Raw genomic sequence first — 19,744 nt, forward strand, 5'->3', positions numbered from 1 at the left:
AGCTTGCTGCTAAGGTGAGCGCTTTGATGATTCACGCTCCAAGGAGGAGAAGATGCCAAGACCCTATATTGCCCTGATCGCTCTGGTCGGGTTTTCGTTGTACACCGTGGCGACGATGTTAACCGCCGAGCAATCGCTGCTGGCCTTCGGGCGCGAGTTGATGTCGCGCCCGGACACCGCCCAGGTGGTGATTGACCTGTACCTGATGGCGGCGCTGGCCTGTGTGTGGATGTACCGCGATGCCAAAGGGCGAGGGCGCTCGGTTGTCTCACTGCTGCCGTACTTTTTGCTGACGGCGCTGTTCGTGTCGGTGGGGCCGTTGCTCTACATCGTCGTAAATGGATTTTCACGACGCTAGCGCAGGCCGCCCGCGCCGGTGCGGTCTACCAGTTGCAGGCTGTCACGCCCGCCGCGCTTGGTTTCGTAAAGCGCGGTGTCGCCCAGTTCGATCACCGCCGCCAGCGAGGCAGGTGGCTGGTCGAACAGGTTGGCGCCGATGCTCAAGGTGACCGGTGCGGGCGTGGTGAAGGCTTGCGCGGCGCGTTGCTGGAATTGCTCGCGCAGGTGACTGCCCAGTTCGATGATCTGCTGCGTGGAAGTGTCGCTCAGCAGGATCACGAACTCATCGCCGCCCAGGCGGGCCGACAGTGCGCCCTGGGGCGTCGCGCTGCGGATCAGTTCGCTGAGGTCGATCAGCAGGCGGTCGCCGGCGGTATGGCCGTAGAGGTCGTTGACCAGCTTGAAGTTGTCGATGTCGATCAGCAGCAGCGCTCCGGGTTGCGTGGACGACACCTTGGCCAGCAGACGCGGTGCCCGCAGTTCCAGGGCGCGGCGATTGTAGAGGGCGGTCAGCGGGTCACGGGCGGCGAGCCGGGCGATCTGCTGTTCGCGGCGATGGCGCTCGGAGCCGGTCATCGACAGCGCAATCAGCATGATCGCCATGGCGCCTTCCACCAGGGAAATCTGGATGATCTCGCCCTTGAACGAAGCCAGGTCGATCAGCGCGCCCGGTATCAACACCGACAGCGCCTTGACCACATAAAAGCCGCCGTGAAACCGCAGCACGTAGCGCAGCTGTACCGCGCCGATGCTCAGCGAGCTGCCGTGGGGCCGCAGCAGGTAGCTCGCCCGCAGCGTCGGCAGCGCCACCAGCAGCGACTGCACGCCCAGCATGGCCTTGGACCATGGCAGGTCGGCCGGCAGCGCCAGCATGCCGAACCACACCACAAGCATCAGCAACCAGGCCCGCGAAAGCTTTACCTGAGTAAACCGTGCAACGCCAAGCAGAAACAGCACGTGCGCGCTCACCAGCATGCCATTGGCGAGCCAGATGCCGATCATTAAAAAACCGTTGATGCGCAGCAAGGCCAGGGTGGAACCGACGCCGATGGTGGCGAAACCGCTGGCCCAGAACAACAGCGAGGGTTCGCGCACGCTGTGCCATTCAATCGCAAGGTAAAGGGCGGCAGCGGCTGCCAGGGCAACGGTCAGTGCCAGAATCGTAGGAGGGTCGAGCGTCATGTTGGTGCCGGGGTTGCCTGGGTGTGCGTTTAAAAACGCGATTGTAAGCGCACACGCAGGTTTTTCGGAGCTTTCAGAGTGATGGCTCAGTGATATCAGATAGCCGGTTCATCAAACGCCTTTGGTCGACGGCAACAGGATCGTCAGGATGCCCACCAGCGGCAGGAACGAGCAGATCTTGTACACGTACTCGATACCGTGATTGTCCGCGAGCAAGCCCAGCAACGCCGCGCCGATCCCGCTGAAACCAAACATGAGCCCGAAGAACACCCCGGCGATCATCCCCACATTGCCGGGCACCAGTTCCTGGGCGAACACCACGATGGCCGAAAAGGCCGAGGCGAGCACGAAACCGATCACCACGCTGAGCACGGCAGTCCAGAACAGGTCGACGTAGGGCAGGGCGAGGGTGAACGGCGCCGCGCCGAGGATCGAGAACCAGATGACTTTCTTGCGGCCGATCCGGTCGCCAATCGGGCCGCCGGCGAAGGTGCCCACGGCGACGGCGCCGAGGAACAGAAACAGGTACATCTGCGAGCTGGACACCGACAGCTGGAATTTTTCGATGAGGTAAAAGGTGAAGTAGCTGGTGAGGCTGGTCATGTAGAAGTATTTGGAAAACACCAGCACCGCCAGCACCACCAGGGCAAAGGTCACGCGGCCTTTGGACAGGCCGTGGGTGGCTTTGCCGCCTTGCTTGAGCTTGAACAGGTTGAGGTGGTTGCGGTACCAGCGGCTCAGGCCGTACAGCACCAGAATGGCGAACACGGCAAACAGGCCGAACCAGGCGATATGGGTCTGGCCGTAGGGAATGATGATCGCCGCCGCCAGCAACGGGCCGAAGGCGCTGCCGGTGTTGCCGCCCACCTGGAAGGTCGATTGCGCCAGGCCGTAGCGTCCGCCCGAAGCCAGGCGCGCGACGCGTGACGTTTCCGGGTGGAAGGTCGACGAGCCAACGCCCACCAGCGCCGCCGCCATCAGGATGGCGGGGAAGCTGCCGACAAACGCCAGCATCAGGATACCGACCAGGGTGCACACCATGCCGGCCGGCAGCAGCCAGGGCTTGGGGTGACGGTCGGTGTGGTAGCCGATCCAGGGTTGCAGCAGCGAGGCGGTGAGCTGGAACGTGAGGGTGATCAGGCCAACCTGGGTGAAGCTCAGCCCGTAGTTGGCCTTGAGCATCGGGTAGATCGACGGCAGCACGGCCTGGATCAGGTCGTTGATCAGGTGGGCGAGGGCGCAGGCGCCCAACACGCGCATGACCAACGGGCTTATCTGGGGCGCAGGGGCGGCAGCGGAGGGTGTGACGGTGACGGTCGACATGCAGGCATTCCATACAAGGCAGCTAACAGGGGCTGACAGTACTTCAGCTGGCAGCTCATTTCTAATTGTTTCGAGGCCTGTGCTGCAGGCATTCCGTTACTGCTCGGACACCGACAGGTTTGCGTAGAAGATGCAGCCGATCAAGCGTGCGAACAGGCTCAGGGTTTCCGGCAGGTTGGGGTCTTCAAACAGCATTGCGCGCGAATCCAGGGCGCACAGGGCACCGTAGAGACGGCCATCGGGGAGGAAGATCGGCGCGCCGGCGTAGCTTTCAATGTCGAACTGTTTGACCACCGGGCGTACCGCGAAACGGCCGCTCTTGCTCACTTGCGGGATGAACAGGGTCGTGGGGTTGACGCAGAATTCGCTGCACAGGGTGGTTTCCAGGTCCAGCACTTCGTTGGCGTTGATGCCCATTCCCGAAGGGTCGTAGACCGAACAGACCACCCACTCGACGTCGGTGAACTTGGCGATCCCGGCAAAGCGCATGCCGGTCAGGCGGGTGACCAGTTGCAGGATGCTGGTGGTGGCTTCGATTTCGGCAATGGCAGCGCGCTCGTCCGCGCTGAGCAATGATTGTGGGGCGATGACGCTTGGAACCATTTGGAACACTCCAAAGACGTGGCGACCGAGGCCGCCACGTGCAGGCAGGTACTAGTTGATGCGTGGATGCTGTTGTACCAGATTGTTGCGCTTGGCTTCCAGTGCGGCGATCTCGGCATCGATATCTTCGATCTTCTGCTCGATATTATCGTGATGTTCCTGCAACAGTTCCTTGGCTTCTTCCATGTCCGAAGCCGCAGGCGCCGCGCCGCGCAGGGGCTTGTTGGCGGTTTCCTTCATGGTCAGACCGGTGATCAGGCCGATTACCGCGAACACCATCAGGTAGTACGCGGGCATGAACAGGTTGTTGGTGCTTTCCACCAGCCAGGCCACCGCCGTCGGGGTAACACCCGCGATCAGTACCGACACGTTGAACGCGCTGGCCAGGGCGCTGTAGCGCAGGTGAGTGGGGAACATCGCCGGCAAGGTGGAAGCCATCACGCCGATAAAGAAGTTCAGCACCACCGCGAGGATCAACAGGCCGGCGAAAATCAGCCCGGTCTTGCCGCTGGTGATCAGCATGAACGCCGGGATCGACAGCAACAGCAGGCCGATGCTGCCGGCGATGATGAAGGGCTTGCGGCCGATCTTGTCGCTGACAAAGCCGATGAACGGCTGCACGAACAGCATGCCCACCATGATCGCGATGATGATCAGCACGCCGCTGTTTTCGGCGTAGTGCAGGTTATGCGACAGGTAGCTGGGCATGTAGGTGAGCAGCATGTAGTACGTCACGTTGGTGGCCGCGACGATACCGATGCAGGTCAGCAAACTGCGCCAGTGCTTGGTAGCGATCTCCTTGAACGACACTTTGGGGCCATGGGTCAGGCCTTCGCGGTCGCCCTGTTCGAGCTTGTCGACGTGCTGTTGAAAGGCCGGGGTTTCTTCCAGCGCATGGCGCAGGTAGAGGCCGATCATGCCCAGGGGCAGGGCCAGGAAGAACGGCAGACGCCAGCCCCAGGCTTCGAAGTCCGCCTCACCCAGCACGGTGGAAATCAACACCACCACGCCCGCGCCCAGCACGAAACCGGCAATCGAGCCGAAGTCCAGCCAGCTGCCGAGGAAGCCACGCTTGCGGTCAGGAGCATATTCGGCGACGAAGATCGACGCGCCGGTGTATTCACCGCCTACCGAGAAGCCCTGGGCCATTTTGCAGAGCAGCAGCAGGATCGGTGCCCAGATGCCGATGGAGGCATAACCGGGAATCAGGCCGATGGCGAATGTGCTCAGGGACATGATCACGATGGTGGCGGCGAGGACTTTCTGTCGCCCGTATTTGTCACCCAGTGCGCCAAAGAACAGGCCACCCAGTGGACGAATCAGGAAGGGAACGGAGAACGTGGCCAGGGCTGCGATCATTTGCACGCTGGGGGAGGCATCCGGGAAGAACACCTTGCCGAGCACATAGGCGACGAACCCATACACGCCAAAGTCGAACCATTCCATGGCGTTACCCAGTGCGGCGGCGGTGATCGCCTTGCGCATCTTGGCATCGTCGACAATGGTGATGTCTTTCAAACCGATGGGTTTGACGCTTTTCTTACGTAGTTTCATGCAGACCACTCTAAACAGAACAGGGGGAGTGCCATCGTTGCAGTGGCACCGCTGTGCTGCTTCAGATACACGCGGACACGAAATAATTCACCTTGTTGCATATTTTTTTGCCTTTTCCGCCTGCAGGCGAGAAGGCCATCGAGTGATGCGAGGTTGTCATCCTACAACCTGTTGCGGCTGCCGTATTTCATACCCCTTTAAATCCTTGCCCAATCGGCAATATTTCAGATTGACACCCTGTAGCCGTCCCGATATAAAAGTCACAGTTGTACGACGACATATGACGTTACATATGTCCTACCTAACAAAAATAAAAAAAGTGATGCCATGAATCTGAACGAGCCCATCAGTGCCCATCGTGTCGGCCAGGCGGTCGGCAATTACCGCTGGACCATCTGTGCGATGCTGTTCTTCGCCACCACTGTCAACTACCTCGACCGCCAGGTGCTCAGCCTGCTGGCGCCGCAGTTGTCGACGCAATTTGGCTGGAGCAACACCGACTACGCCAACATCGCGGCGGTGTTCCAGTTTGTCTACGCGATTTCCATGCTGTTTGCCGGGCGTTTTGTCGACAGGATCGGCACCAAGGCGGCTTACGTCATCGCCATCGGCATCTGGTCCAGCGGTGCCATCCTGCACGCGTTCGCGGTGCCGATGGGTGAGGGGATTGCGGCGGTCAGCGGCGCAATCGGTCTGGCGGTGATCCCGGTGTCGATTGCCGGTTTCATGCTGGCGCGTGCGGTGCTGGCGATTGGCGAGGCGGGTAACTTCCCGATCGCCATCAAGGCCACCGCCGAATACTTTCCGAAAAAGGAGCGCTCGTTCGCCACCGGTATCTTCAACTCGGGTGCCAACGTGGGCGCGATCCTGGCGCCGATCTGCGTGCCACTGATTGCCGGCATGTGGGGCTGGGAGGCGGCCTTCATGGTGATCGGCATGCTCGGCTTCGTGTGGGTGGCGATCTGGGCCGCCGTGTATGAAAAGCCGGACCAACAAAAACGCCTGTCGGCCGAAGAGCTGGCCTACATCCGCAGTGACCAGACCGCACAGCCGCTCACCCCGGCGCCTGCCGGCAGCGTCGCAAAGAAAGTCTCCTGGTTCAAATTGCTCACCTACCGCCAGACCTGGGCCTTCGCCTTCGGCAAGTTCATGACCGACGGCGTGTGGTGGTTCTTCCTGTTCTGGTTGCCCACCTACCTGTCGGCGCAGTACGGCATGAAAGGTGCGGATATCGTGATGCCGCTGGCCGTGCTGTACAGCATGACCATGGTCGGCAGCATCGGCGGCGGCTGGTTCCCCAGCTACTTCATGGCCCGAGGCGACGCACCTTACGACGGCCGCATGAAAGCCATGCTGGTGATCGCACTGTTTCCGCTGGTGGTATTGCTGGCGCAGCCGCTGGGCTACATCAGCTTCTGGATACCGGTATTGCTGATTGGCGTGGGCGCGTCGGCGCACCAGGCGTGGTCGTGCAACATCTTCACCACCGTGTCCGACATGTTCCCGCAGAAGACCGTAGCCTCGGTGGTCGGCATCGGCGGCATGGCCGGCGGCCTGGGCGGTGTGGTAATGACCAAGATCGGCGGCTGGGTGTTCGACTATTACAAGTCGATCAACGACATCCACACCGGCTACATGATCATGTTCGCGATCTGCGCCCTGGCGTACCTGGTGGCATGGAGCGTGATGAAGACGCTGGTGCCGCGCCACAAGGAAATCACGGACCTCTAAAAGCGGCGGCGATCAAGTGTGGAAGGGGGCTTGCTCCCGATGACGGTGTTTCAGTCAACTGATAATTGACTGAAACACTGCCATCGGGAGCAAGCCCCTCCCACATTTCGATCGCCGTTTATCAGACCAGGTTACGGGTTGCGCGTGACTCGCCAAATGGTATTGGCCAGGTCATCGGCAATGATCAGCGCGCCTTTGGGGTCAACTGTCACGCCCACCGGGCGGCCGCGGGTCTTGCCGTCATCGCCGCGAAAGCCGGTGGCGAAATCAATCGGCTCGCCAGCCGGCTTGCCATTGCTGAACGGCACGAAGATCACCTTGTAGCCCACCGGGTTGGGACGGTTCCAGCTGCCGTGTTCGCCCACGAATACGCCGTCGGCAAACCTGGCGCCCATGGCCGGGATGGAAAAGTCCACGCCCAGCGCCGCCACGTGGGAGCCGAGGCTGTAATCCGGCTTGATCGCAGCGGCCACCTTGGCCGGGTTTTGCGGTTGCGCACGTGGGTCGACGTTCTGCCCCCAATAGCTGTAGGGCCAGCCGTAGAAGGCGCCTTCACGCACCGACGTCAGGTAGTCCGGCACCAGGTCCGGGCCCAGTTCGTCGCGCTCGTTGACCACCGTCCACAATTGCCCGGACCCCGGTTGAATGGTCAGCGCGGTCGGGTTGCGCAGGCCGGTGGCGTAAGGCTTGTGCGCGCCAGTGGCGGCGTCGATCTGCCAGACCATCGCGCGGTCGATCTCCACTTCCATGCCACGTTCGGTCACATTGCTGTTGGAGCCGATGCCCACGTAGAGCTGGCGCCCGTCCTCGCTCACGGCCAGGGACTTGGTCCAGTGATGATTGATCTGCGCCGGCAGGTCGGTGACTTTGGTCGGTGCGCCGCTGGCTTTGGTCTGGCCGTCGGCATAGTCGAAGCTCACCAGCGCATCCTGATTGGCCACATAGAGCTTGCCGTTGGCGAAGGCCAGGCCGTAGGGCGCGTTGAGGTTGTCGGCAAACACGGTCTTGAGTTCGTACTTGCCATCGCCGTCCGCATCGCGCAGCAGGGTGATGCGGTTGCCGCTCTTCACCTTGGTGTTGCCCTCGGCCTTGATCAGGCTGGCGATCACGTCCTTGGGCTTGAGCTTGGCGGCGCTGCCACCGCGACCTTCGGCCACCAGAATGTCACCGTTGGGCAGCACCAGGGTCTGGCGCGGGATCGCCAGGTCGGTGGCAATGGCGGTCACACTGAAGCCTTCGGGCACCGTGGGCTTGCGGTCGCCCCAGGGGGTCGGCTCGGCAATCTTCATGCTCGGCAGCAGGCTGCTTTGCTGTTCCGGCAACTTGGGATCCGGGCCACGGGCCTGGGTCTTGTCGCCTTCGCCACCGCAGGCAGCCAGCAGCAGTGCGGCGCTCAATAAGGTGAGGGTGTGGGACGTTTTCATTTGCTACCTCCGGCGCGCAGGCCAGTCCAGGTTGCCGCCAGGGTCAGCAGCAGCACGATGGCCGACAGCACCAGGCCGGCGGGCATTGCGGCGTAGGCATCCTTGGCGTGTTGGAAGGCATTGACCAGGCCCAGGACCCAGGTGGCCAACAACAGCAACACGTACAGCAGCGGTGCCCCGGCCTTGCGCTCGGCGCGTACCAGGTTGACCAGCGCGCACAACAGCGCCAAACCGCAGAACACTAGCGCACCGGCGATCAGCCAGGAGGCAAAGTTGGCCCACTGAATCTGGAAAGTCTGGGTGTAGGCGATGTCACTGAGCAGGGCGCCGAGAAACAGCGGCACGGTGCCGGCGAGCAAGGTCGCATGCAGCGGCCCGGGGGTGATGCGTTGATACGCGGGAAGGGTAGTCATGGGGGAACGGCTCCTTGTTGTACAACGCCCCAGGTTCGGGGCAGCGCATAGGAAAGGAACGCAGCATTTGTCAGAAAGTTCAGCGCATCTCGTGTCTAAATATTATGAACCGCCAGGGTCAGCCGCCGGCCCAACACCTTACAATCCCGCTCAATACTTCCACGCCAGGCCCTTCCATGACCCACCCTCGCATCGGTTTTGCGTGCCAGTACCGGCACCCAGAACGCCTGCTGTCCAACAGCGCCCTCAAGTTGATCGAAGGCCCGTACAACCCGCGTACCACCACGTTGCGCTGGATGGACGGGGTGGCGCCAGAGGTCGCCCGCGCCAAGCTGGTCGAGGTAGTCACCCATAACCTGGCGGCCCAACTGCGTCTGCTGGCCTACGTCGCCGACCTGCCGCCGACCCTGCGCATGCTGCGCTTGAGCAGCGACCTGCTGCCGTTCTACAGCCACCCGAAAGTCGCCGTCTTCTACCAGGACCCGGCCATTGCCAGCCAATTGCTCGAAGGTTTTGCCGCCATCGGCGACCTGGCGCGCGCGTCTGACATTCGTCTGTCATTCCATCCCGGCCAGTACTGCGTGCTCGGCTCGGAAAACCCCGGCGTGGTGGAAAACAGCCTGGCCGAATTCGAATACCACGCCGACATGATCCGCATGATGGGCTATGGCCGGCGCTTCCAGGACCTCAAATGCAACGTGCACATCGCCGGTCGCCTGGGCGTGGCGGGCACGCGCGCGGTGTGGTCGCGTTTATCGGAAGTGGCGCGCAACTGCATTACGTTCGAAAACGACGAAAAGACCTACGGCCTCGATCACTGCCTGCAAGTGGCCGACCTGGCGCCCGTGGTGCTGGATATTCACCACTGCTGGATCAACGAAAACGACTACATCGACCCCGATTCGCCACGGGTTGCCCGCGTGATCGAAAGCTGGCGCGGCGTGCGCCCGACTATGCATTACTCCCAGCCCCAGGAGGTATTGCAGGAAATGGGCTTTGACGCCGAGCACAAACTGGAAATGGATGCCTTGCTGAAGGTGGTCTCCAAGCGCGACCTTTATGCCCACAGCGCGCAAATGTGGAACCGCTGGACCAACGATTACGCGCTGCAGTTTTTTGATCGTTTCGACATCATGCTCGAAGCCAAGGACAAGAATGTGGCAGCGCTGGCGTTTTACGAGCATTTCAAAAAAAGCTCAGCGGCCTCCAGCTGACACAGCTTCTCAGTGCGGAGCGGGCGTGCTGTGGCTAGCGGGCTTGCCCTAATGCCGTTCAGTTAAGCCAACGTGATGCTCGAAGCAACGAGCGGTGCGACTTTTCGGTGTACATATCGGTTGTGCGGTAACGGCGGCTTAGGGTTCCGCCCTTACGGCGGCTCACTTTGAAAAGCGCAAAAGTAAGCAAAACGCTCTTGCCCCAACACTCAGCACCTCGCCTGGGCTCGGTGTGCCCTCACGCAGGCTTTGGAGCGTGGCGGCCTGAGAGCCGACCGAAATGGTCTGCCGAACGCTGTAAAAAATGTGGGAGGGGGCTTGCTCCCGATGGCGTCGGCCCAGCAAACATTGATGTTGAAGACCCACCGCTTTCGCGGGCAAGTCGAATCGTCGCACCGCAGCTCTTATCAAACACAAAATAACTTATTGATTTTAAACCTGAAGTTTCAGGCAGCCACATTCCTGTGGCGAGCGGGCTTGCCCCGCGTTGGGCTGCGCAGCAGCCCCCCAGCCCAGACTGCCCGCAGTACCTGACCCGCCGACGGCGTACTTCATTGAGAGGGGGCGCTTCGCACCCCAACGCGGGGCAAGTCCGCTCTCCACAAGGGTTCGCTTTATACAAACGGTTAATCAGTCCCTAGGACTTGAACCGCCCCACCAACCCATTCAACTCGTCCGACAGTTGCGACAACCGCCCCGAGTCGTCCTGCGCCGAATGGGCCAGGCTTTCCACCAGCCGTGCTTCGTCGTAGATCTGCTGGATATGCCGATTGATCTCTTCGGCCACGCTGTGTTGCTCTTCGGCGGCGGCGGAGATCTGCAGGTTCTGGTCGCGGATTTCGTTGACCGAGGTCTGGATGCCTTCGAAGCTGTCGCGCGCGCTTTCGATGGACGACACGCTGGCGCGGGACAAGTCCATGCAGCTGTTCATCTTCTGCGTGACTTCCTCGGTCTTGCTGCCGAGGGAGCCCAGCAGGTGCTCGATTTCGCCGGTGGAGTCGGACGTGCGCTTGGCCAGCGCGCGCACTTCATCGGCCACCACCGCAAAACCACGGCCCTGGTCACCGGCCCGGGCGGCTTCGATGGCGGCGTTGAGCGCCAGCAGGTTGGTCTGTTCGGCAATCGCGCGGATGGTGCCGAGGATCTGGTTGATGCTGCGGCTGCCGGCTTCCAGCTCGACCATGGCCTGGGACGATTCGCTCAGGCGCCGGCCCAGGCGGTTGACGTTGTCGGTGGTCACTTCGATCTGCTGCTTGCCCTCGGCGACACGGCGGTGACCGTTTTCGGCCGACTCGGCCGCGCCGCTGCAGGAACGCGCCACCTCGTTGGCGGTGGCGACCATTTCATTGAACGCGGTCGATACCAGCTCCACAGCCTCGCGCTGGCGCCCGGCTGCTTCGTTCATGTTGTGCGCCACTTCGCTGTTGACCCGTGAGGCGTCCTGCAAATTGGTCGATGCCGACCCGATGCGCTGGATCAGATGGCGAATCGCGGCAAGAAACTTGTTGAACCAGCCGGCCAGTTCGGCGGTTTCATCCTTGCCCTGCACGTGCAGGTCATGGCGCAGGTCGCCTTCGCCCTCGGCGATTGACTGCAAGCCACTGCTGACCTGGCCGATCGGCTTGACGATCACCTTGGAAAACGCCGCCGCGAGCAGCCCGAAGATCAGCACCAGCACCACCACGATCACGGCCGTGATGTAAGTCATGCGGGTCGCGGCCGCCATCACTTCGTTGTATTCAATCAGCCCCACATAACGCCAGCCCAGACCAGGCGAGGTCCAGATGTTGGCCATGTAGCGCACGCCGTCGATTACCACCTCGGTGGAGCCCTGAGGGGTGTTGGCCAACTGCGCGTACGGCGCGCCGAGGTCCTTGAGCGGCTTGAAGTTGTGCGCGGCGTCGCGCGGGTCCACCAGCACCACGCCGTCTTCGATCAGCATCACGTAGCCGCTGTCTCCCAGCTTGATGCTCTTGAGCAACTCGGTGAGATTCTTCAGCGACACACTCACCACGAACACGCCCTTGGGCTTGCCGGCGTTATCCAGCAACGTGCGCGCGGTGCCCACCAGGGCCACGTCGTCTTTATCGTAATAGTAAGCCGGGGTGCGCACGGTCTTGCCGGGGCTGGCCATGGCGGCCTTGTACCACGGGCGGGCGCGCGGGTCGTATTTGGCCAGTTGCGGATCGTCAGGCCATTTGACGTAGGTGCCGTCCTCAAGGCCAATGGACAAGATGGCCGCCGCCGGGTGAGTGGTGCCAAAGCGCGCAAACTGCTCGATCACGCGCTGGGCCTGGGGTGGCATCGGTTGGCTGGCCGCATCGGCGCCCTGGTAGTTCTTCAGTGTGTCAACAGAGGTGTATACAGGATCGGCGGCCATTTGGTCGACGTTCTGCACCGTGCCATCGAAGAACTGCCGGATATTGCCGTCAATCTGACGAATCTCGCGGGTGCTGCCATCGATGAACTGATCGACCGCCTCGGTGCGCGTGTTCATGACGGAGATCACCGCGACCAGGCTGACCGGGATAAAAGCGACGCAGACGAACGCGAGCACCAGCTTGTTCTTTATTTTCATGGAGACGACCATCAGCGGGGAGGGCGGCCAAATCGTCTGCCCTGGGTGGGCACGGCGACTTGATTTCACTGACTGTTTCGGCCTGATGGTGGTAAAGCTTTAGCGTTATTTTGTGTACAACTCGTCGCTGCCGAGTGGCGCCTTCCCTGGCGCTCTTTTCACCCGTTTATTGCGCCTGGCTGCAGTCGCGCGGGGTGATGCCTTTTTCCTTGGCGTACTGCTTCGCCGAGGCCTCGATGATGGGGCGCAACAGCGCGCGGTCGGCCTGCACCCAGTCGCTGATCAGGTTCCAGCGCTGCCCGTCCCATTGCTGGAAACGCACCGCGCCGCCGCCTTCATGGTCGGCGCAGGACAGCTTCAGCGGCTGCACCAGGCCCTTGGCGCCCAGCGCCTGCAACCGCGCATCGTCCAGGTTCAGGTGCTCGAAGCCCCAGCGCACCTGCTCGCCGGTCAGGGGTTGGTGGCCGTATTTCTCCTGGGCCAGGCGCACGGCTTCGACGTTGAGAATGCCGTTGACCACGCCCAGGTTGTAATACACGGTGCCAAAGCGCTTGGGGTCGGCGAGGTTGCCTTTGCCCGGGTCGATCACGCTGTGCTGAATGCCTTGCAGCACGGGAAAGTCGGTGCCCGAAGATGTTGATGTATGGCGAGCAGAACGCCTCACTGTCGTACCTGCCCCATATCCAGGCCCACGGTGTGCGCCTGGCGCCCATTGCCCGGTGCGGACACTTTCCGATGTATTCCAACCCGGTCGCGATGTGGCAACAGATCGCGGAATTTCAGCACTCTACATTCAGTTTTTGACAGCATCAGCAGCCGATACCCATGTGCATGTCACGAAGGGTCGCTAGCGTTCGTACATCACATAACCAGGAATTGGTTTGTACTCATAGATAACGGTAGCCGAGTGTTTACCAACATTCTTCGTCACCTTTGATATCTCAACGGTGTACCCCTCTCTTGCGAGCACTCTCGTCGTTTTGTCACGTATAGCTTCATCAGACCCATCAGTTTCGCGGACGTCGATTATAAATTCGGTCATGACTCAAACTCCGTTGCGCTTCGGCCAAGTCGAAATAACTGGGCTGACTGGATGTTCGCACTCGGCATGGAACCTGAGACCTGTCAGATCTGACAGGTCTCAAGCTCGATTTTGAATAATAAACAACATTCCAGTTTTCTCTGTGGAATATTGGACTTTGTGTTGCTCTAGGATTTGAAGAGGCCGACCAAGCCATTCAGCTCCTGCGACAGGCCCGCCAACCGCCCCGAATCATTTGTCGCATTGGCCAGGCTCTCCACCAACTTACTCGCCAGGTTGAAAGTGCTGAGCCCCGCAGTGTTATCACAGTTAAGATGCCATCGGTATTTTCTCATTAAGGACAATGCATTCCACTGATCACGGAACGCGTAGCGCTGGCCCGCAATGGTGCCAACGATAAGGGCATTTGCCGCATGGCCTCGGGCTGGGCGGTGATGGGCGATGTGCAGTTCTTGCCAGGCTATTGCTTGTTGTTGCCTGACCCGGTGGTTGCCAGCCTCAATGATCTGGACGCCGAGGCACGCGCAACCTACCTGCTCGATATCTGGTGAGACTGGTAGAGCGGTTTGGCGAAAGGGCGCGGGCCAATGCGTGAGCGCAAAGCCGCACGCCTGCTGGTGATCAGCCCGGCGCGAACAGTGCTGCTGTTCCGCTTCGTTCACAAGGACGGCGCACTGGCCGGCAGGAACTACGATCGACGCCAGACACGGTATGACCAGAGGGGCTTACTGACATGCTCGTGCAGGCAGGCGTTTTTTAAAGCATGGCCAGAATCTCACCGGTTGCCACAATTGTGGCGTAGTCCATCGCCAGGTTGCTGAGCGAAAGGGCGTGCACATCTTCGGCGGGCCAGAGGCGCCCGGATAAGTCGGTCTGGTCAAAGGTGTAACAGGCGTCCGAAACCACGGTCACGTCGAACCCCAGGTTACCGCCCGAGCGGGCGGTGGCTTCGACGAAGTTTGGATGTTTGATTCAGCGTCGGGGTTGTTGCGTCGCCCGAGTGCTGGCGAGTGCATGCCTTGCTGCATGTCGATGATCACCAATGCTGCGTTTGTGGCTAACGGGTCCATGGCACATTCCTTGGTTGTCAGTCGCGAAACATAGCTCAGCAATTTCGAGTTGTGGTGGATTAAAAGATCTGCCTGACAAACTGGCTACTCCATGGCAAGCGAGCTTATTGTGGCGAGCGGGCTTGTCCCGCGTTGGGGTGCGAAGCGCTCCCAATCAAGGGACACGCGGTGTGCCTGATACGGCTCAGCGTCTGGTTTTGGGGCTGCTGCGCAGCCCAACGCAGGACAAGCCTGCTCGCCACAGGGAATCTGCGCTTAACTGACTGGCATTAGGGCTTGCCCCGCGTTGGGGTGCTAAGCACCCCCGTCAAGGCCGAGTGCGGTGTGCCAGATACGCCGCAGACACAGGTTTTGGGGCTGCTGCGCAGCCCAACGCGGGGCAAGCCCGCTCGCCACAAGAAGCCCGCTCGCCACAGGGGATGCGCTCGCCTGAGGTTCTTGCTGACCGGCCCCCACAGCGGGCTTTACCTCAGCCGCGCCTCAGCGATTGAAACGCTCAACCAGCGCGTACTGCGTGGCTGCGGTGTTGGTCAGTTCCTTGCTCAGGTCGGTGGATTGATGGGCCTGCAATGAGGTCTGGTCGGCCAGCTCGGCGATGGTGGTGATGTTGCGGCTGATCTCTTCGGCGACCGCGCTTTGCTCCTCGGTGGCGGCGGCGATCTGGGTGGTCATGTTGGTGATATTGGCCACCGCTTCGCTGATGCCGACCAGCGCCTGGTCGGCTTCGAGCACCCGTGCCACGCCTTCCTCGGCCTGGCGGTGGCCGTTCTGCATGCTGCTGACCGCGTTATTGGACGAGGCCTGAAGCTGGGTGATCAGGGCGTGGATCTGCGTGGTGGACTGCGAAGTGCGTTGCGCCAGCTGGCGTACTTCGTCGGCCACCACGGCAAAGCCGCGTCCTTGCTCGCCGGCGCGCGCCGCTTCGATGGCGGCGTTGAGGGCCAGCAGGTTGGTCTGGTCGGCAATGCCTTTGATCACATCGACCACGCTGCCGATTTCGTCGCTGTCGCGGGCCAACTGCGCCACGGTGGCGCCGGTTTCGCCGACCACGGCGGACAAACGCTCGATGGCTTCGCGGGTATCGCGCGCCACTTCACGCCCACGACCGGTGAGCACATTGGCCTGCTGGGTGGCGTCGGCGGTGCGTTGTACGTGGCTGGCGACTTCCTGGGTGGTGGCGGCCATCTGGTTGACGGCTGCCGATACCTGTTCGGTTTCGACACGCTGGCGGTCCAGGCCCCGGGCGCTGGCAGTGGCCAACTGGTCGGACTGGCCGGCGAGGGCGCTGAGCTGCTCGGCGCTGTCCTGCAGGCGCGTCAGGCAGGTTTTCAGGCGCGCGGTCTGGCTGAGGAACGCGGTTTCCAGGCGTGCCTGGGGCCCGCGCGCGTCGCTGTACATCTGCGCGATCAACGCATCCGAGGTCGACGGTTCCACACCCGCCAGCAGGCGCAGTGTGCTGCCTTGGCGCCAGCGCGCGCAGAGCACGCCCACCGGCACGGCCACGGCCAGCGCAACGGCAATCGCCACCGGAGCGCCGAGAAACATCCCGGCCACGCTGCCGGCCAGGCCCGTGGCCATGTACGGCACGCACGCCACGGCCGTCGGCAGCCAGGCATCCTGGCGCGGTACACCGGGTTTGCCTCGGCTGATCCGCTGGTACAGCGCCTGGGCGCGGCGGATTTCATCGGCGGTGGGTTTTACCCGCACCGACTCGAAACCGACGACGCGGCTGCCGTCGTATATCGGCGTGACGTAAGCGTTGACCCAATAGTGATCGCCGTTTTTCGAACGGTTCTTGACGATGCCCATCCACGGCTGGCCTTGCTTGAGCGCGCGCCACATGTGCGCAAACACCGCCGGCGGGACATCGGGGTGACGCACGATGTTCTGCGGTGCGCCGATCAGGTCGGCGCGGTCAAAACCGCTGATATCGACGAACGCGTCGTTGCAGTAAGTGATCATTCCCTGGGTGTCGGTGGCGGAGATGAGTTTCTGCGACGGCGCGAGGGAAATCTCACGCTGTGTTACGGGCTGGTTGTTGCGCATGGTGTTGCTCCCTGGAGTGCCAGACAGGTCATCGGCCTCACCTCGAATAAGTTGATGGCCGATTTTTTGCCAGGCACTGCGGGGCGGCATTCAGGGGCGTGAGGCGACCTCATCGAGGTGGTCGAGCAGGTCCTGCGGGTCTTCGTAAACCCGCAGCGCGCCCGCACGTTCCAGTTCGCCGATGTCATAGCCCCCCGACAGCAGGCCGATCCCGGTGGCCTTGGCACGCCGCGCCGCGAGCATGTCCCACACGGCGTCGCCGATCACCAGGCACTCGTCGATCGGCACCTTCATATGCCGCGCGGCGGCCAGAAACAGGTCCGGGTCGGGCTTGCCGTACTTCACATCGTCACGGGTGATGATGTTCACCTCGTCAATGTCCAGTTCCAGCGCCTTGAGGTTGATCTTCGCGGTGTCCAGGCCGCCGCTGGTGGCGATGCACCAGTTGAGGCCAGCCTGGCTGAGGTGGTCGAGCAGCGCGACGGCGCCCGGCAGCGCGATGATCTGCCCCTGCAGTCGCGCATACGCCTCGGCATGCAGTTTGCTCAGGCGTTCGGCTTGGGGCTCGCTGATGTCGAGCCCGGTTTCGCGGGACAACGACTTGAGCATCAGGCCGCCGCTCATGCCGATCCTGCGGTGGATGCGCCACATCGCCAGCGGGATGCCTTCGGCGTCGAGGGCTTCTTTCCAGGCGGCTACGTTCTGGTAAACGCTGTCGGTGAGGGTGCCATCGAGGTCGAAAATAAAGGAGGTTTGAGGTCGCATGGGGCTGTTCTCCAATCAGAAAAAAGATGATGGGACATCAGCTTGAGTGACATCACAGGGTTTGGAGTGCCCCGCGGTTTTGCCGTTCGATTTTTTGCTCATTCGCGCAGGCTTTGGCAAAAGCCTGAAACTTTCCGGGGAAAAACCTCATAATGGCGGCCATTTTTGTTCAGCCGTTATTCTGGTGTGCCCCCATGGAAATCAAGGTCAACTTTCTCGACAACCTCCGACTTGAAGCGAAGTTCGATGACTTCACGGTGATTGCCGACCAGCCGATTCGCTACAAGGGCGACGGTTCGGCGCCGGGGCCCTTTGATTATTTTCTCGCGTCGTCGGCACTCTGCGCGGCGTACTTCGTGAAGCTGTATTGCCAGACGCGCAATATCCCCACGGAAAATATCCGCCTGTCGCAGAACAACATCGTCGACCCGGAAAACCGCTACAACCAGATCTTCAAGATTCAGGTCGAGTTGCCCGCGGATATCTCCGACAAGGACCGCCAGGGCATCCTGCGTTCCATCGACCGCTGCACCGTAAAGAAAGTGGTGCAGGCAGGTCCCGAGTTCGTCATCGAAGAAGTCGAGAGCCTCGACGCCGACGCCCAGGCCCTGCTGATGCCGGGCTCGACTGCAGGCACCGGCACCCGCATCGCCGGCAAGGACCTGCCGCTGGAGCAGACCATCGCCAACATGTCCGCCATCCTTGCCGGGCTTGGCATGAAGATCGAGATCGCCTCGTGGCGCAATATCGTGCCCAACGTGTGGTCGCTGCATATCCGCGATGCGCAGTCGCCGATGTGCTTTACCAACGGCAAGGGCGCCACCAAGGAAGGCGCGCTGGCGTCGGCCTTGGGCGAGTTCATCGAGCGGCTCAACTGCAACTTTTTCTACAACGATCAGTTCTGGGGCGAGGAGCTGGCCAATGCGCCGTTCGTGCATTACCCGGATGAGCGCTGGTTCCAGCCTGGGCCCAACGACGAACTGCCGGGGGAAATCCTCGATGCGTACTGCCTGAAGGTCTACAACCGCGACGGCGAGTTGCGCGGTTCGCACCTGTTCGACACCAACTCCGGCAACGAAGCGCGCGGCATCGTTGCGTTGCCATTTGTGCGCCAGTCCGATGGCGAGGTGGTGTATTTCCCGTCCAACCTGATCGAGAACCTTTACCTCAGCAACGGCATGAGCGCGGGCAATACCCTCGCCGAAGCCCAGGTGCAGTGCCTGTCAGAGATTTTCGAGCGCGCTGTTAAACGCGAAATCATCGAAGGCGAATTCGCCTTGCCGGATGTGCCGGCTGAAGTGCTGGCCAAGTACCCCGGCATTCTGGCGGGCATTCAAGGCCTGGAGGCCCAGGGCTTCCCGGTGCTGGTCAAGGATGCGTCCCTGGGCGGCGAGTTTCCGGTGATGTGCGTGACCCTGATGAACCCGCGTACCGGCGGTGTATTCGCCTCGTTTGGCGCGCACCCCAGCCTGGAGGTGGCGCTGGAGCGCAGCCTCACCGAGCTGCTGCAAGGCCGCAGTTTCGAAGGCTTGAACGATTTGCCGCAGCCGACCTTTGAAGCCCAGGCGGTCACCGAGCCGAATAACTTCGTCGAGCACTTCATCGACTCCAGCGGCGTGGTGTCGTGGCGCTTTTTCAGCGCGCAATCGGATTACCAATTCGTCGAGTGGGACTTCTCCGGCCAGGGCGAAGACTCCAATGCCGAGGAAGCCGCGACCCTGTTCGGCATCCTCGAGAGCATGGGCAAGGAGTCGTACATGGCGGTGTACGAGCACCTCGGTGCCACTGCCTGCCGGATCCTGGTGCCCGACTATTCGGAAATCTACCCGGTAGACGACCTGATCTGGGACAACACCAACAAGGCGCTGTTTTTCCGCGAAGACATTCTCAACCTGCACCGCCTGGATGACGCGCAACTGCACGCGCTGGTCGAACGCCTGATCGAAAGCGAGCTGGACGACTACACCGATATCACCACCCTGATCGGCATCGAATTCGACGACAACACCGCGTGGGGCCAGTTGACCATTCTGGAGTTGAAGCTGCTGATCTTCCTCGCTCTCAAGCAGTACGAAGAAGCCAAGGAGTGCGTGGAGATGTTCCTGCAGTACAACGACAACACCGCCGAACGCGGCTTGTTTTACCAGGCGCTGAACGCGGTGCTGGAGATGGAGCTGGACGACGACCTGGCGCTGGCAGACTACGAGGCCAATTTCCGCCGTATGTTCGGCAACGAGCGCATGGACGCGGTGATCGGCTCGGTCACCGGCAGCGTGCGCTTCTACGGCCTGACGCCGACCAGCATGAAGCTTGAAGGGCTGGACCGGCACCTGCGTCTGATCGAGAGCTACAAGAAGCTGCACAGCGCGCGGGCCGGGGTTACCTCAGTCTAAGACACGGATTTCGTGTGGGAGGGGGCTTGCTCCCGATGGCGGCGGGTCAGTACTGGATTGCTGACTG

13 protein-coding genes and 7 pseudogenes are annotated in these 19,744 nt (G+C 61.5%); 7 read left to right on the forward strand and 13 right to left on the reverse strand.

Annotated features, from left to right (window positions below; all coding sequences use genetic code 11):
- Window positions 1-52 precede the first annotated feature (52 nt).
- A complete protein-coding gene (locus RHM60_RS02570; RefSeq protein WP_231421155.1) occupies window positions 53-358 on the forward strand; it encodes a DUF2834 domain-containing protein in 306 nt (101 codons plus the stop codon).
- Here RHM60_RS02570 and RHM60_RS02575 read toward each other — a convergent pair.
- The 4 genes from RHM60_RS02575 to proP all read right to left on the reverse strand — a co-directional run bounded on the left by RHM60_RS02575 (window position 355) and on the right by proP (window position 5,001).
- On the reverse strand, window positions 355-1,521 hold the full coding sequence (locus RHM60_RS02575) for a GGDEF domain-containing protein (protein ID WP_322213491.1): 1,167 nt from the start codon (window positions 1,519-1,521) through the stop codon (window positions 355-357). The genes RHM60_RS02570 and RHM60_RS02575 overlap by 4 nt on opposite strands.
- 111 nt (window positions 1,522-1,632) lie before the next feature.
- Window positions 1,633-2,844: an MFS transporter gene (locus RHM60_RS02580; RefSeq protein WP_322213492.1), complete on the reverse strand. Its 1,212-nt coding sequence runs from the start codon at window positions 2,842-2,844 to the stop codon at window positions 1,633-1,635.
- Window positions 2,845-2,940: 96 nt separating this feature from the next.
- Window positions 2,941-3,447, reverse strand: coding sequence for a GAF domain-containing protein (locus RHM60_RS02585; RefSeq protein WP_322213493.1), 507 nt, complete (start codon window positions 3,445-3,447; stop codon window positions 2,941-2,943).
- A 51-nt stretch (window positions 3,448-3,498) separates the two neighbouring features.
- Window positions 3,499-5,001: a glycine betaine/L-proline transporter ProP gene (gene proP / locus RHM60_RS02590; RefSeq protein WP_209981655.1), complete on the reverse strand. Its 1,503-nt coding sequence runs from the start codon at window positions 4,999-5,001 to the stop codon at window positions 3,499-3,501.
- 327 nt (window positions 5,002-5,328) lie between these two features.
- On the opposite strand from proP, the gene RHM60_RS02595 reads away from it, so the two are divergent.
- A complete protein-coding gene (locus RHM60_RS02595; protein ID WP_209981658.1) occupies window positions 5,329-6,732 on the forward strand; it encodes an MFS transporter in 1,404 nt (467 codons plus the stop codon).
- Between the two features lie 131 nt (window positions 6,733-6,863).
- Here the strand turns inward: RHM60_RS02595 and RHM60_RS02600 are convergent, their stop codons facing one another.
- Together RHM60_RS02600 and RHM60_RS02605 are read right to left on the reverse strand one after the other, a co-directional pair.
- Entirely contained in the window at window positions 6,864-8,156 is a 1,293-nt protein-coding gene (locus RHM60_RS02600; RefSeq protein WP_209981661.1) for a PQQ-dependent sugar dehydrogenase, read from the reverse strand.
- Window positions 8,153-8,569: a DUF2231 domain-containing protein gene (locus RHM60_RS02605; RefSeq protein WP_209981663.1), complete on the reverse strand. Its 417-nt coding sequence runs from the start codon at window positions 8,567-8,569 to the stop codon at window positions 8,153-8,155. The genes RHM60_RS02600 and RHM60_RS02605 overlap by 4 nt, the downstream gene beginning before the upstream one ends.
- 176 nt (window positions 8,570-8,745) lie before the next feature.
- On the opposite strand from RHM60_RS02605, the gene RHM60_RS02610 reads away from it, so the two are divergent.
- Complete coding sequence (locus tag RHM60_RS02610) at window positions 8,746-9,783, forward strand: UV damage endonuclease UvsE (RefSeq protein ID WP_322213494.1); 1,038 nt, start codon at window positions 8,746-8,748, stop codon at window positions 9,781-9,783.
- 637 nt (window positions 9,784-10,420) lie between these two features.
- On the opposite strand, the gene RHM60_RS25590 is transcribed toward RHM60_RS02610, so the two are convergent.
- From RHM60_RS25590 to RHM60_RS02620, 3 genes and pseudogenes are all read right to left on the reverse strand, one after another.
- On the reverse strand, window positions 10,421-11,188 hold the full coding sequence (locus RHM60_RS25590) for a methyl-accepting chemotaxis protein (protein ID WP_413469471.1): 768 nt from the start codon (window positions 11,186-11,188) through the stop codon (window positions 10,421-10,423).
- 138 nt (window positions 11,189-11,326) lie between these two features.
- Window positions 11,327-12,373 (reverse strand): annotated as a pseudogene (locus tag RHM60_RS25595) (cache domain-containing protein); the annotation flags it as partial.
- A gap of 154 nt (window positions 12,374-12,527) precedes the next feature.
- Window positions 12,528-12,998 (reverse strand): annotated as a pseudogene (locus RHM60_RS02620) (ABC transporter permease); the annotation flags it as partial.
- On the opposite strand from RHM60_RS02620, the pseudogene RHM60_RS02625 reads away from it, so the two are divergent.
- The 3 pseudogenes from RHM60_RS02625 to RHM60_RS02635 all read left to right on the forward strand — a co-directional run.
- A pseudogene (locus RHM60_RS02625) lies at window positions 12,986-13,165 on the forward strand (alpha/beta hydrolase); the annotation flags it as partial. The pseudogenes RHM60_RS02620 and RHM60_RS02625 overlap by 13 nt on opposite strands.
- 585 nt (window positions 13,166-13,750) lie before the next feature.
- Window positions 13,751-13,948, forward strand: a pseudogene (locus RHM60_RS02630) (hypothetical protein); the annotation flags it as partial.
- 42 nt (window positions 13,949-13,990) lie between these two features.
- A pseudogene (locus RHM60_RS02635) lies at window positions 13,991-14,095 on the forward strand (DNA mismatch repair protein MutT); the annotation flags it as partial.
- A gap of 64 nt (window positions 14,096-14,159) precedes the next feature.
- On the opposite strand, the pseudogene RHM60_RS02640 reads toward RHM60_RS02635, so the two are convergent.
- The 4 genes and pseudogenes from RHM60_RS02640 to RHM60_RS02650 all read right to left on the reverse strand — a co-directional run bounded on the left by RHM60_RS02640 (window position 14,160) and on the right by RHM60_RS02650 (window position 17,284).
- Window positions 14,160-14,473, reverse strand: a pseudogene (locus RHM60_RS02640) (hypothetical protein).
- A gap of 480 nt (window positions 14,474-14,953) precedes the next feature.
- The gene (locus tag RHM60_RS02645; protein WP_416195173.1) at window positions 14,954-16,051 is read right to left on the reverse strand and encodes a methyl-accepting chemotaxis protein; all 1,098 of its coding nucleotides are present in this window, start codon (window positions 16,049-16,051) and stop codon (window positions 14,954-14,956) included.
- A 195-nt stretch (window positions 16,052-16,246) separates the two neighbouring features.
- Window positions 16,247-16,609: pseudogene (locus RHM60_RS25600) on the reverse strand (PAS domain-containing protein); the annotation flags it as partial.
- The gene (locus RHM60_RS02650; RefSeq protein ID WP_231421163.1) at window positions 16,610-17,284 is read right to left on the reverse strand and encodes an HAD family hydrolase; all 675 of its coding nucleotides are present in this window, start codon (window positions 17,282-17,284) and stop codon (window positions 16,610-16,612) included.
- 194 nt (window positions 17,285-17,478) lie between these two features.
- Between RHM60_RS02650 and RHM60_RS02655 the strand changes: the two genes are divergently transcribed.
- Window positions 17,479-19,677, forward strand: a complete 2,199-nt coding sequence (locus RHM60_RS02655; protein WP_322213495.1) for an OsmC domain/YcaO domain-containing protein — start codon at window positions 17,479-17,481, stop codon at window positions 19,675-19,677.
- Window positions 19,678-19,744: the final 67 nt, after the last annotated feature.

Origin of the sequence: Pseudomonas sp. MH9.3 (assembly GCF_034354675.1) — a bacterium.
Taxonomy (GTDB): Bacteria; Pseudomonadota; Gammaproteobacteria; order Pseudomonadales; family Pseudomonadaceae; genus Aquipseudomonas.

Bases quoted from the DNA above. Each gene is read 5' to 3' on its own strand.
- RHM60_RS02605 (WP_209981663.1), bottom strand. From the start codon at position 8,569: ATGACTACCCTTCCCGCGTATCAACGCATCACCCCCGGGCCGCTGCAT.
- RHM60_RS02575 (WP_322213491.1), bottom strand. From the start codon at position 1,521: ATGACGCTCGACCCTCCTACGATTCTGGCACTGACCGTTGCCCTGGCA.
- RHM60_RS02645 (WP_416195173.1), bottom strand. From the start codon at position 16,051: ATGGCCACGGGCCTGGCCGGCAGCGTGGCCGGGATGTTTCTCGGCGCT.
- RHM60_RS02655 (WP_322213495.1), top strand. From the start codon at position 17,479: ATGGAAATCAAGGTCAACTTTCTCGACAACCTCCGACTTGAAGCGAAG.
- RHM60_RS02610 (WP_322213494.1), top strand. From the start codon at position 8,746: ATGACCCACCCTCGCATCGGTTTTGCGTGCCAGTACCGGCACCCAGAA.
- RHM60_RS02600 (WP_209981661.1), bottom strand. From the start codon at position 8,156: ATGAAAACGTCCCACACCCTCACCTTATTGAGCGCCGCACTGCTGCTG.
- RHM60_RS02585 (WP_322213493.1), bottom strand. From the start codon at position 3,447: ATGGTTCCAAGCGTCATCGCCCCACAATCATTGCTCAGCGCGGACGAG.
- proP (WP_209981655.1), bottom strand. From the start codon at position 5,001: ATGAAACTACGTAAGAAAAGCGTCAAACCCATCGGTTTGAAAGACATC.
- RHM60_RS02650 (WP_231421163.1), bottom strand. From the start codon at position 17,284: ATGCGACCTCAAACCTCCTTTATTTTCGACCTCGATGGCACCCTCACC.
- RHM60_RS02580 (WP_322213492.1), bottom strand. From the start codon at position 2,844: ATGTCGACCGTCACCGTCACACCCTCCGCTGCCGCCCCTGCGCCCCAG.
- RHM60_RS02570 (WP_231421155.1), top strand. From the start codon at position 53: ATGCCAAGACCCTATATTGCCCTGATCGCTCTGGTCGGGTTTTCGTTG.
- RHM60_RS02595 (WP_209981658.1), top strand. From the start codon at position 5,329: ATGAATCTGAACGAGCCCATCAGTGCCCATCGTGTCGGCCAGGCGGTC.
- RHM60_RS25590 (WP_413469471.1), bottom strand. From the start codon at position 11,188: ATGAACGAAGCAGCCGGGCGCCAGCGCGAGGCTGTGGAGCTGGTATCG.